The following is a 12,318-nucleotide window of genomic DNA, read 5'->3' as shown; positions in this document are numbered from 1 at the left end:
AATTGACCAGCCTTTTCTGTATATAAAGTATGTTACTTTAAAATTATTTTGCCTGTTTTTTCATTTCTTTCTCGATCATATCGTAGAATTGATCAATTTTAGGCATAACAACAATACGTGTTCTTCTGTTACGTGCTTTGTTGTCTGGAGTATCATTTGCAACTAAAGGCACATATGAACTTCTACCAGCAGCAATTAATTTAGCTGGGTTAACTCCTAGATCATTTGTTAAGACACGAACGATAGAAGTAGAACGTTTAACACTTAAATCCCAGTTGTCTAGCAAAACTCCGTTGCTTTTGTAAGGAACATCATCTGTATGACCTTCAACCATACACTCAAAATCAGGTTTGTCGTTTACTACTTTTGCAACTTTAGCCAAAACAGATTTTGCTTTGTCACTTACATCGTAGCTTCCGCTTTTAAATAATAATTTATCAGCGATAGAGATAAATACAACTCCTTTTTCAACATTGATTTCGATATCTGGATCGTTGATTCCAACTGCACCTTTTAAACTTGTAACTAATGCTAATGTTACACTGTCTTTTTTAGTAAGCGCATCTTGAAGTCTAGATATTTTTAAATCTTTCTCTTTTAAACTTTCTAACGATTTTTCTAAGTTTTCAGCTCCTTTTGTAGTTAAAACTGTTAAATCTTTAGAGCTGTTAATTAAGTCTTGATTATGTTGTTTATAGCTTTCAGCTGTTGCTGCTAATCCTGCTTTTTCTTCCAGACAAGAATTTAATTTAACTGTGCAAGAGTTTAATAAATCTTGTGTCTCTTTTTGCTTAGCCTCTAATGCAGCATATTGCTTTTTAGATACACACGAAGTTAAGGCCATTAATACTGATAGTGCGATAACTATTTTTCTCATAGGTATTATATTTAATTAAACGTTGATTACAAATTTAGTTTTTAATATTTTGATTACTGTTAAAGATTTCTTTAAAAACCTCTAATTTCTTTATATAATAAAGGAAAACGATACTTTTTACGGTATAGTATTGCTGTATTTGAAAATCTTTTCGTTTGTTTAGATATTTTAAAGATAGGCAATAAAATGAAAAATGCGCCTTTAAAATTGCAAAAGTATGTCCAAACTTTCCTTGTGTAAGAAAACGGATACCCGCAATTCCATCTAAAACCATTCGAAAGAAAATTACAAAAAACAATCCTTTTTTAGGAAGGTTTTTTACAAGCATTAATAATGAATTCCTAAAGTTCAAATAGGTTTTTTTAGGATTTCCCTGTTGTAAAGTTGCCCCTCCAACATGATAAACAACTGATTCTGAATTGTATTTTATAATATTGCCTTCATTTGCGGCACGCCAGCATAAATCAATTTCTTCCTGATGTGCAAAAAAAGCTTCATCAAAACCTTCTAAAGCATGATAGACTTCTTTTCTAATAAAGAAACAAGCGCCAGATGCCCAGAAAAGTTGACAGCTGTCATCATATTGACCATTGTCTTTTTCAATAGTATCAAAGATTCGGCCCCGGCAAAATGGAAAACCATATTTATCAATAAACCCGCCCGCTGCTCCGGCATATTCAAAATATTCTTTGTTTTTAAAATCAAGGATTTTTGGCTGAATAATAGCAGTTTCTTTTTCTTTATCGAAAGTTTCAATAATAGGTTTCAACCAATTTTCGGTAACTTCAATATCAGAATTAACTAAAGCATAAATCTCGGCATCTACACTTTGAAGTGCATCATTATAACCTTTTGCAAAGCCATGATTTCCGCTATTTTGAATAATTTTTATTGATGGATAATTTTCTCTAACAAAATTTACAGAAGTATCCGTTGATGCATTATCAGCTACATAAATAGTAGCTTCTTCTGAATATTGTAAAACAGATGGTAAAAATTGTTCTAACAATTTAACTCCGTTCCAATTTAAAATGACAACTGCTATTTTATCCAAAAGTGTTCTGTTTTATTTATTAATATGGTAATCTGGTAAGTTTTGTAAAAACTGATATTTTTCATTTTCAAAGTCCATTTGACAGTAAAAATGACTTAACCCATTCGTGACATTCAAAAACCGTGCCTTCATGGTCATGTTATAACGGGCAATTTGATCAAAAGTTGCTTGTGAAATTTTTACTTCAGGCGCTTTGCACTCTACTAATATATGTATAGAACCGTCTGAATTAAAAACCACAACATCATATCTTTTTCGTAATCCGTTGACCGTTAAAACTTTCTCTACGTTGATCAGCGATTTTGGATATTTTTTTTCATTTATTAAATAATGAACAACATGCTGACGAACCCATTCTTCTGGAGTAAGAATGATAAATTTTTTCCTGATTTCATCAAAAATAGACACTTTATTTTCGCTATTTTTGAATCGGAAAGTATATGTAGGGAAATTTAGTTTTAACATATAGCAAAAATATAAAATAGTTTCAGGTTTCAGGTTTAAAGTTTCAAGTTTCAAGTTTTGGAACTCAAACCTGAAACCTGAAATTTGAAACAAAAATATTTGAATGGACGAAGTTGTAAAAATTGTCAATGATATCAAGGCAGGAGATATAAAACCTATTTATTTTTTAATGGGCGAAGAACCTTATTATATAGATAAGCTGTCTGAATACATTGAACAAAATGTGCTGGCCGAAGAAGAAAAAGGATTTAACCAAACGGTTTTATACGGAAGGGATGTTTCTATCGAAGATATTGTTTCAACAGCGAAACGTTATCCTATGATGGCTGATCGTCAGGTTGTTATTGTAAAAGAAGCACAGGATTTGTCCAGAACAATTGATAAAATCGAATCTTATGTTGATAATCCGATGCCATCTACAGTTTTGGTTTTTTGTTATAAATATAAAACACTCGATAAACGTAAAAAAGTAACCAAACTTTTAGCGCAAAAAGGAATTGTTTACGAAAGTAAAAAGCTATACGAAAATCAGGTTGGAGATTGGATCAAACGTGTTTTGGCTGGAAAAAAATATACCATTGATCCAAAAGCAAACGCTATGCTTGTTGAATTTTTGGGAACTGATTTGAGTAAAATAAATAATGAATTAGAAAAGCTGCAGATCATTTTACCACAAGGAACAATGATTACGCCGCAGCATATTGAGGAAAATATTGGCTTTAGTAAAGACTATAATGTATTTGAACTTCGAAAAGCAATTGGTGAACGCAATCAGTTGAAAGCTTATAAGATAGCCGAAAATTTTGCTCATAATCCGAAGGAATACCCGCTGGTAATGACAACCGGTTTAGTTTTCGGATTTTTTGTACAGCTTTTAAAATACCACGGACTTAAAGATAAGAACCCAAAGAACGTGGCAGCGGCAATTGGAGTAAATCCATATTTTTTAAAAGAATACGATTTGGCTGTAAAAAATTATCCAATGCGAAAAGTCAGTCAGATTGTTGGAGCGTTAAGAGATATTGATGTAAAAAGTAAAGGTGTAGGAGCCAATGCTTTACCACAATCAGATTTGTTAAAAGAAATGCTGTATAAAATATTTAATTAAGCCGTGAAAATTCACGATATTTGCCTTTCTAAAAATTTTACTACTTAAAATAATAATTACACAATTATGGGAATGAATAAAAATACCGTTTTAGGATGGGCTACTTTTATAATGGTACTTATGGGATTGTTGCTTATAGGTCTTGGCGCTTTTAGATATAGTGATGTTTCTGGCTGGGGATTTGCGGCTGCAGGTGTTGGTTTTTTTGCTAATGCTTGGGTTTTTAACGCTTTAAAAGGTAGGGTTTAATCTTTTCAATATCAATTGCAAAAATCAATTGCAATATAAATTCAATAAAAAATAATTAATTAAAATAAAAAATAAATAGAATGTCAGACGATAAGAAAGTAATTTTCTCAATGCAAAAATTGAGTAAAACCTATCAGGGAGCAGACAAACCAGTACTTAAAAACATTTATTTAAGTTTCTTTTACGGAGCTAAAATTGGTATTTTAGGTCTTAACGGTTCTGGAAAATCTTCTCTTTTAAAAATTATTGCAGGAGTTGATAAAAATTATCAAGGAGATGTGGTTTTTCAACCAGGTTATACCGTAGGTTATTTAGAGCAGGAGCCAATTCTTGATGATTCTAAAACTGTTATCGAAATTGTACGTGAAGGAGCTGCTGAAACTATGGCTGTTCTGGAAGAATACAACCAAATTAATGATCTATTTGGTCTTGAAGAGAATTACTCAGATCCAGATAAAATGGATAAATTGATGGATCGTCAGGCTGCTTTACAAGATAAAATTGACGCTCTTGGTGCTTGGGAAATCGATACCAAATTAGAAATTGCAATGGATGCTTTACGTACGCCGGAAGGTGATACGCCTATTAAAAACCTTTCTGGAGGTGAGCGTCGTCGCGTAGCTTTATGTCGTTTGTTATTACAACAGCCTGATGTATTGTTACTTGATGAGCCTACCAACCACCTTGATGCTGAATCTGTACTTTGGTTAGAGCAGCACTTAGCACAATATGCCGGAACTGTAATCGCTGTAACGCACGATAGATATTTCCTTGATAATGTTGCTGGTTGGATTTTAGAGTTGGATAGAGGAGAAGGAATTCCTTGGAAAGGGAATTATTCTTCTTGGTTAGACCAAAAATCAAGCCGTATGGCTCAGGAAGAAAAAGTAGCTTCAAAACGTAGAAAAACTTTAGAACGTGAGTTAGAATGGGTTCGCCAAGGAGCAAAAGGGCGTCAGACTAAACAAAAAGCACGTTTACAGAATTACGATAAATTATTAAATGAAGACCAAAAACAATTGGATGAAAACTTGGAAATCTATATTCCGAATGGTCCACGTTTAGGTACGAATGTTATTGAAGCTAAAAATGTAGCCAAAGCTTTTGGTGAAAAATTATTATATGATAACTTGAACTTTACTTTGCCACAAGCAGGTATTGTTGGAATTATCGGACCAAACGGTGCTGGTAAATCTACCATTTTTAAAATGATTATGGGAGAGCAAGCTACTGACAGCGGAGAATTTTCGGTTGGTGAAACTGTAAAGATCGCTTATGTAGATCAGTCACACTCTAATATAGATCCGAATAAATCTATTTGGGAAAACTTTGCCGACGGTCAGGAATTAATTATGATGGGAGGAAAGCAAGTTAATTCTAGAGCTTACTTATCTCGTTTCAATTTTGGCGGTGGAGAACAAAATAAAAAAGTTTCAATGTTGTCTGGTGGAGAACGTAACCGTTTACACTTAGCAATGACTTTAAAAGAAGAAGGAAACGTACTTTTACTGGATGAGCCTACGAATGACTTAGACGTAAACACACTTCGTGCACTTGAAGAAGGTTTAGAGAATTTCGCAGGTTGTGCTGTAATTATTTCTCACGACAGATGGTTCTTAGACAGAATTTGTACACACATCTTAGCTTTTGAAGGTGACTCTGAAGTATATTTCTTCGAAGGAAGTTTCTCTGATTATGAAGAAAACAAAAAGAAACGTCTTGGTGGTGACTTAACTCCAAAACGTTTGAAATACAGAAAATTGATTAGATAATTAAATCTAAATTTTCAATAAAAAAATCCCAAATTCCAATTGTTGTGAATTTGGGATTTTTTATTAACACAAAGTATGTCATTTCGGAACGAGAAATCGTACTAGAAATTCCATAACGTAATTCTCCAATCTTTGCAACGGCGCAGTTCAGTTTATTATCAAACATGACAAAAATGAGAATAAAAAACTGTAGAAACCAGTTTAATCAGTAAAATCAGTGGGCAATTTTAAAGAAACTTAGCTTTCAATTCCGGAGTAGGAATCATACAGCTTTCTTTTTTGCCATACCATTTGTAACGATTTTTGGCAATATAGTCGTAAATATAATTTCGAAGTTTTTCAGGAAGAATTTTAAAAACAGAAAGTAAACTGTAAAATCCGCCTAAGTCATTTGCAATTTCTATAACTGCTGAAGATTTATAATAATAAGCAACATCAGGATTATACAAAATTATGCTGTCAATTTTAGTTTGATCGACACCTATATAATTACAAATTTCTTTTCCCAAATCTGACTGCAAGGCTGCAAAACGAAAAATATCGTTTTTGTCATGTTTGATAATAAATTGAACTGCGCCGTTGCACAGATTGCAAACGCCATCGAAGAGGATTATTTTTTTTCCAGCAACAGTCATTGCGAGGTACGAAGCAATCTCATTTTGGGTTTTCATATTTAGTAGTTACTTGTTTTTAGTGTGGTTGCTTCGTTCCTCGCAATGACCTTGCGTGTGTGTCTTTGCGAGGAACGAAGCAATCTCACGATGTATTTCATTTTCGTATTTTACACAATCATTATATCTTCAATTTCTTCAAACAAATCTTTCCAGGTTGGATTTATTGAACGAATCAAATTATTTTTTATTTCTCTTGATCCAGCCTTAATTTGCTTTTCTCTTGTTATAGCATCTTCAATCCATTGAAATTGTTCATAGTAAACTAGAATATTTACATCATAACGAGCTGAGAATGATTTTGGATATTTTTTGTTTTTATGTTCTAAGATTCTTTGTGGAAGATTTGATGTTACACCGGTGTAGACAACGGTTTGGTATTTATTGGTTATGATATAAACAAAACCTGGTTTCATAATTTTTATTGTTAAGTCTTTACGAGGTACGAAGCAATCTCATTATCATAAACTTTGTATTTGCTTATTTTAGTGTGGTTGCTTCGTACCTCGCAATGACAAAACTAGAAATAAAAATTAAATTGTAAGATTTTTATTTCTATTTGTTTTACTTATAGGTATGTTGAAATCGATAAATTTTACAAATTAAAAACAACTTTCATAAGTTATTTTTAAGCAATTTTTGAAAATTTTCCATCTTCGTAATTGTCTTTTTGAAGATCGTTTCTTAAATCGCTTTATTTTAATTTTGTCCTAATTTTTCACATTTTTAATCCTGAAAACTGCCACTACGACTGAAAACTAAAAAAAGATTATTTCTTCCCAGCTTCAACAAACTCCAATTCATCTAAACTTACTTTCGAAGTAAAAATTCCGTAATTAACCGTTGCTTTATTTTTTTCGATAGAGTCAATACTTCCAACAGATCTTCCGTCGAGCATTCTAACTCGGTCGCCAACTTTTAAAATTGGTTTTGGTTTTTCGATAACAGGTTTAAGTTTCTTTTCTTTTTTCTCTTTTCGAATTTCTTCAACCTGAACGGTAACTTCAGCAATAACTTCTTTTTTCTTTTCTATAATTGCTTTAGTTTCTTTTGGCGTTGCTTTTTTACGTTTTGAATTTTCGATTTCAACGATTTTCAAAAATTCACCAATAAGTTCTTTTTTGTTTTTGTTGTTGAAATATTTTTCAGAGATATCTTCAATTTTTTGACCAATGTAAATTGTTTTCTGATTACTGTCATATAATTCCTGATAGCTTTCCAGTTTTTGTTTGATTTTTACATTGATGTTTTCCATCTTTTTGCTTTCTTCACGAGCGCGGGTTTCTTCTTCTTTTAAATTAAGAGAAGTTTTCTCAAGCTTCGATCTTTCTTTTTGAAGCGTTGCAATGGTTTTATCAAAACGAACTTTTCCAACTTCGATTTTCTTTTTCGCACGATTAATTAATCCAAACGGAATTCCATTTTTTTGTGCAACCTCAAATGTAAACGAACTTCCTGCTTGTCCTAAAGCCAATTTGTACATTGGTTCTAAAGACTTTTCATCAAACATCATGTTTGCATTTGTAGCAAAAGGCAATTCGTTAGCCAGAATTTTTAAGTTTGAATAATGTGTTGTAATAATTCCGAAAGCTTCACGATGGTAAAATTCTTCCAGGAAAATTTCAGCCAAAGCTCCACCCAATTCTGGATCAGAACCGGTACCAAATTCATCAATTAAAAACATGGTTTTCTTGTTGCATTTCTTCAAGAAATAATTCATGTTTTTTAAACGATAACTGTATGTACTTAAATGATTTTCAATAGATTGATTGTCTCCAATATCCGTTAAGATTCTATCAAACAAGAAAGTTTCACTTCGTTCGTGAACTGGAATTAAAATCCCGGACTGCAGCATCAATTGTAACAAACCAACTGTTTTTAAGGAAATTGTTTTTCCTCCGGCATTTGGACCAGAAATTACAATAATTCTGTTTTCTTGTTTTAACTCAATTGTCTGTGGATGTGTAACTTCATTTTTTTGTTTGTTGTTCAAATACAAAATTGGATGATACGCTTCTCTAAAAAATAATCTTCTTTCTTCTGTAATTGTCGGCAAAATTCCGTTGATTCGGTTTGCATATTTTGCTTTTCCGGCAACGACATCAATGTCACTTAAAAAGTCTTGATATTCAATTAGTAAAGGTAAATAAGGACGAATGATATTCGATAAATTCTTTAAAATTCTCGTAATTTCTTCTTTCTCTTCGTATTCAAGATTTGCTAATTCTCTGGAGTATTTTAAAGTGGCTTCGGGTTCAATATAAGCAATGCTTCCAGTTTTAGAACTTCCTAAAATAGAGCCTTTTACTTTACGTCTGTACATAGCAAGAACTGCCAAAACACGTCGGTTTTGAACGAAACTTTCTTTGATATCGTCTAAATATCCTAAGCCATTGTATTGCGTTAAAGCTACACCAAAACTTTGGTTCACTTTTCCTCGAACTAAATTCATATTCTGACGAATACTCAAAAGTGCGGGCGAGGCATTGTCTTTAATTTCTCCGTATTTGTCAACAATTGCATCAATATGAGTTATGATGTCTTTTGTTAATTCTACACGAGAAGCCCTTACATTTAAGTTAGGATAATAATCGTCAAATTTTCTCAGGAAGTTTAATAAAAAATTCGTTGTTGAAGAAAGATTCGCAATTTTTCTAAAACTGCCTACTTCAAGAAAGCTGTCTTCGATTGCTAAAAATTTAATTTCGTGCGTTATAGCGTCAAATCCATGATTTGGAATTGCATTATTATTTTCAAAAGAGGAAACATATTCTGAAGTCTGCATTAAAGACTGCATTAGTGTTTCTTTATCTCTGAATGGTGTTATTTGTAAAGCTTTTTCTTTTCCAATATCTGTATTACAGCCTGCCGAAATGGTTTCGAGCACTGTTGGAAATTGTAAATCTTGTAATGTTTTTTCGGTAATACTAATCATTTAATTTCTTTAAGAAAGTACAGGCAAAAATACAAAAATAGTATGATTGAATACTGTAAAGTTATTGTGTTATTTTATTGTTTGTTAAAGTATGATTTAACTTAAAAATTTCTGAAATTCGCATAAAAAAAAATTATGGACGTAAAAATGCATTCTTCTTGGAAACCGGTTTTGAATGAAGAATTTGAAAAATCTTATTTCAATGAATTAATTGATTTTGTAAAATCTGAATATTTAACGAAGGTTTGTTATCCAAAAGGAAGCCAGATTTTTTCAGCTTTTGATCATTGTCATTTCGATCAGGTAAAAGTGGTTATTATTGGTCAGGATCCTTATCACGGACCTAATCAGGCAAATGGTTTGTGCTTTTCTGTAAATGATGGAATTCCGTTTCCGCCATCTCTTCATAATATTTTCAAAGAAATCGAAACCGATTTAGGTAAGCCGCTTCCAAAAACCGGAAATTTAGAACGCTGGGCAGACCAGGGTGTTTTTCTTTTAAATGCTACTTTAACAGTTAGACAATCTGAGGCTGGAAGTCATCAGGGAAAAGGCTGGGAAAAATTTACTGACGCTGTTATTAAACAAATTTCTGCAGAATCTGAAAATGTTGTTTTTTTACTTTGGGGCGGTTTTGCTCAAAAGAAAGCAGCTTTGATCGATGCTTCTAAACATCATATTTTAAAATCAGGACATCCATCTCCTTTAAGTGCCAATAGAGGATTTTGGTTTGGAAATAAACATTTCAGCCAGACAAATGCTTTTTTAAAATCAAAAGGGCTTAAGGAAATTGAGTGGTAGATTTAAAACACTAATTTCACAGATTTACACGAATTTTCTGCAATCTTATCATTTCGAACGAGAAATCTCTGCAAGCAACTCTGCAGTGAAAGTCCAATCTTTGTTGAGCATCTCGAAAAGATTTCTCGTTCCTCGAAACGACAAAAACAGAGATTATTTTTCTACAGGCTTCTTTATAATTTCGTCTAAAACAGCTTTGTTTTCGTAGTTTACTACTTTTAGAATAATCTCTTGATTTTTTACTGTTTTTCCTTCAATAATATAAAGTTTTCCTTTTTTGTACGGAACATTACTTTGGTCAAAGTCAACATCGCCATATGTTAAAGTACTTTTAATATCGGCAGTATCAATCCATTTTTCATTTAAAGTCTGAATTGCTTTATCTGAATATTCAAAGGATTTTGTTCTTAGATTGTTTAAAACTCTGGCGTTTGGAAAATAATTGCAGCGAGTGTCTTTACCACTAAATACAAGGGCTACAAAAAAGCATCCCATAATTAATCCAATCAAATAATATGCAAAACGGTGTACGAACTTCATGAAATAAAATTTTGGCAAAGGTACATTAAAGTTCCTTTAAAATACAAGTAAATTAATATCGTTATCTGGCAGGTCGAACCAGTCGCCAATAGCTTTATTTGTTAGAATTCCATGATATAAATAAATTCCGTTTTTAAGTCCTTTATTGCATCGAATTGCACTTTCTAAACCACCATCTTCGGCTATCTGATGCAGGTAAGGTGTTAGAATGTTACTAATTGATAATGAGGCAGTTTTGGAGTAACGTGAAGGTATATTTGGCACACAATAGTGTAAAACATTGTTTTTAATGAACGTTGGCTTTTCGTGGGTTGTAACTTCCGAAGTTTCAAAACAACCTCCGGTATCAATACTTACGTCAACAATAACAGCACCTTTTTTCATGTGTTCCACCATAGTTTCGGTAACTATAATTGGGCATCTTTCTTTGCCTCGCATCGCGCCAATTGCGACATCACAACGTCTTAAAGCTTTTAGTAAAGCTTTTTGCTGAATGGTAGAAGTAAAAATTCTTTGGCTTAAATTATTTTGTAAACGACGTAATTTAGTAATTGAATTATCAAAAACTTTTACGTTTGCACCTAATCCAATTGCTGTTTTTGCAGCAAATTCACCAACCGTTCCAGCTCCAAGAATTACAACTTCGGTAGGAGGGACACCGGTAATATTTCCGAATAAAAGTCCTTTTCCAAATTCATCTGTAATCATTAATTCGGCCGCAATAAGGATAGAAGCTGTTCCTGCGATTTCGCTTAGCGATTTAACGGCAGGATAAGAACCGTCTTCATCTTTAATATATTCAAAAGCTAAAGCTGTTATTTTTTTTTGTGCCAAAGCTTCGAAGTAAGCTTTCTTTTTGGTTTTCAATTGAATAGCCGAAATGATTGTAGTTTCGGGATTTATCATTTCAATTTCAGCTAATGTTGGCGGTTCTACTTTTAATAGAAGCGGACAACCGAAAACTCTTTTGGTATCTTTTGTAATTTCTGCACCTGCATCTGAGTATTCCTTATCGGTATAACTCGAACTTTCTCCTGCTCCAGATTCAATCATAACACGATGACCTTCATAAGTAAGGGAATTTACGGCATCGGGAGTCAAACAGATACGACGTTCCTGATAGCTTGTTTCCTTAGGAATTCCTATGAAAAGTTCTCTTTTAAAACGACCAACCTCAAGTTTTTCTTCTTGCGGAAGCAATTGTTGTTTTGTAAATGGAGTTAAAGTAATTGACATGGATTGTGCAAAATATTAAGGGTACAAATTACGTAAAAAGTTTTAAAATTAGTGCAAAAATTCTGCTAATAGTAAAGTCTAATGTTAAGTTATTTTTTGTTTCTCTTTGCGCAAATTTTTACCGCAAAGATTCGCAAAGAATTCACAGAGGTTCACAAAGCTTTTAGGCTAATTTCAATTCTCTTTTTCCGTCTGCCAATAATTCAATATTAATTGTAGAATATTCTTCCGGAAGCAGATTCGCGATTTTTTCAGACCATTCGATAAAACACCAGTTTCCTGAGTATAGATAATCGTCAACACCCATATCGAGTGCTTCGGTTTCTTTATTTAATCTATAGAAATCAAAATGATAAACGGTTTGATTATTAGAAGTATAATATTCATTTACTAAAGAAAAAGTCGGGCTGCTGGTAGCATCCTGAACTCCTAAACTTTTGCATAACTGCTTAATTAAAGTAGTTTTTCCAACGCCCATTTCTCCATTAAAAAGAATAATTTTTTTAGGGTTTGAATCTAAAATCTGCTGTGCAACTTCCTGAATTTGATCTAATGAAAAAACGATATTCATTTTTATATTTTTTTAGCCACGAATTTCACAAATTTTCAC

The 12,318-nt window shown here is 32.6% G+C and carries 13 protein-coding genes; 4 read left to right on the top strand and 9 right to left on the bottom strand.

The genetic code is table 11. The features are described 5' to 3' along the window. Positions 1–43: 43 nt before the first annotated feature. Genes BUE10_RS01045 through BUE10_RS01035 form a run of 3 tightly spaced genes read right to left on the bottom strand, consistent with a single transcriptional unit; the run spans position 44 to position 2,396 of the window. Positions 44–877: an OmpA/MotB family protein gene (locus tag BUE10_RS01045; RefSeq protein WP_073481336.1), complete on the bottom strand. Its 834-nt coding sequence runs from the start codon at positions 875–877 to the stop codon at positions 44–46. Positions 878–911: 34 nt separating this feature from the next. Next, the gene (locus BUE10_RS01040) at positions 912–1,931 is read right to left on the bottom strand and encodes a glycosyltransferase family 2 protein (RefSeq protein ID WP_073481334.1); all 1,020 of its coding nucleotides are present in this window, start codon (positions 1,929–1,931) and stop codon (positions 912–914) included. A 12-nt stretch (positions 1,932–1,943) separates the two neighbouring features. Next, entirely contained in the window at positions 1,944–2,396 is a 453-nt protein-coding gene (locus BUE10_RS01035; protein ID WP_053471413.1) for a type I restriction enzyme HsdR N-terminal domain-containing protein, read from the bottom strand. A gap of 103 nt (positions 2,397–2,499) precedes the next feature. On the opposite strand from BUE10_RS01035, the gene holA reads away from it, so the two are divergent. From holA to ettA, 3 genes are all read left to right on the top strand, one after another. Then, positions 2,500–3,504 carry a DNA polymerase III subunit delta gene (holA, locus tag BUE10_RS01030; protein ID WP_053471414.1) on the top strand — a complete coding sequence of 335 codons (1,005 nt, stop codon included), beginning with the start codon at positions 2,500–2,502 and terminating at the stop codon, positions 3,502–3,504. 66 nt (positions 3,505–3,570) lie between these two features. Then, on the top strand, positions 3,571–3,753 hold the full coding sequence (locus BUE10_RS01025; RefSeq protein ID WP_056209547.1) for a CAL67264 family membrane protein: 183 nt from the start codon (positions 3,571–3,573) through the stop codon (positions 3,751–3,753). A gap of 80 nt (positions 3,754–3,833) precedes the next feature. Continuing rightward, a complete protein-coding gene (gene ettA, locus BUE10_RS01020; protein WP_073481331.1) occupies positions 3,834–5,525 on the top strand; it encodes an energy-dependent translational throttle protein EttA in 1,692 nt (563 codons plus the stop codon). A gap of 227 nt (positions 5,526–5,752) precedes the next feature. On the opposite strand, the gene BUE10_RS01015 is transcribed toward ettA, so the two are convergent. The 3 genes from BUE10_RS01015 to BUE10_RS01005 all read right to left on the bottom strand — a co-directional run bounded on the left by BUE10_RS01015 (position 5,753) and on the right by BUE10_RS01005 (position 9,131). Then, positions 5,753–6,196 carry a thiol-disulfide oxidoreductase DCC family protein gene (locus tag BUE10_RS01015; protein WP_073481329.1) on the bottom strand — a complete coding sequence of 148 codons (444 nt, stop codon included), beginning with the start codon at positions 6,194–6,196 and terminating at the stop codon, positions 5,753–5,755. Between the two features lie 110 nt (positions 6,197–6,306). Next, complete coding sequence (locus BUE10_RS01010) at positions 6,307–6,612, bottom strand: GIY-YIG nuclease family protein (protein WP_073481327.1); 306 nt, start codon at positions 6,610–6,612, stop codon at positions 6,307–6,309. Between the two features lie 353 nt (positions 6,613–6,965). Then, positions 6,966–9,131, bottom strand: coding sequence for an endonuclease MutS2 (locus BUE10_RS01005; RefSeq protein WP_073481325.1), 2,166 nt, complete (start codon positions 9,129–9,131; stop codon positions 6,966–6,968). Positions 9,132–9,266: 135 nt separating this feature from the next. Here BUE10_RS01005 and BUE10_RS01000 point away from each other — a divergent pair, with 135 nt between their 5' ends. Next, positions 9,267–9,932, top strand: coding sequence for a uracil-DNA glycosylase (locus tag BUE10_RS01000; protein ID WP_073481324.1), 666 nt, complete (start codon positions 9,267–9,269; stop codon positions 9,930–9,932). A gap of 153 nt (positions 9,933–10,085) precedes the next feature. On the opposite strand, the gene BUE10_RS00995 is transcribed toward BUE10_RS01000, so the two are convergent. The 3 genes from BUE10_RS00995 to tsaE form a co-directional block, all read right to left on the bottom strand. After that, entirely contained in the window at positions 10,086–10,472 is a 387-nt protein-coding gene (locus BUE10_RS00995) for a DUF4258 domain-containing protein (RefSeq protein WP_073481322.1), read from the bottom strand. 36 nt (positions 10,473–10,508) lie between these two features. Beyond that, positions 10,509–11,708 carry an alanine dehydrogenase gene (locus tag BUE10_RS00990; RefSeq protein ID WP_056209523.1) on the bottom strand — a complete coding sequence of 400 codons (1,200 nt, stop codon included), beginning with the start codon at positions 11,706–11,708 and terminating at the stop codon, positions 10,509–10,511. 163 nt (positions 11,709–11,871) lie between these two features. Further along, positions 11,872–12,279: a tRNA (adenosine(37)-N6)-threonylcarbamoyltransferase complex ATPase subunit type 1 TsaE gene (gene tsaE / locus BUE10_RS00985; RefSeq protein ID WP_073481320.1), complete on the bottom strand. Its 408-nt coding sequence runs from the start codon at positions 12,277–12,279 to the stop codon at positions 11,872–11,874. Positions 12,280–12,318: the final 39 nt, after the last annotated feature.

The organism is Flavobacterium sp. CF108 (assembly GCF_900129795.1).
Lineage (GTDB): Bacteria > Bacteroidota > Bacteroidia > Flavobacteriales > Flavobacteriaceae > Flavobacterium.
The sequence above is the reverse complement of the archived record's forward strand: the minus strand, read 5'-3'. Positions and strand labels throughout refer to the sequence as shown.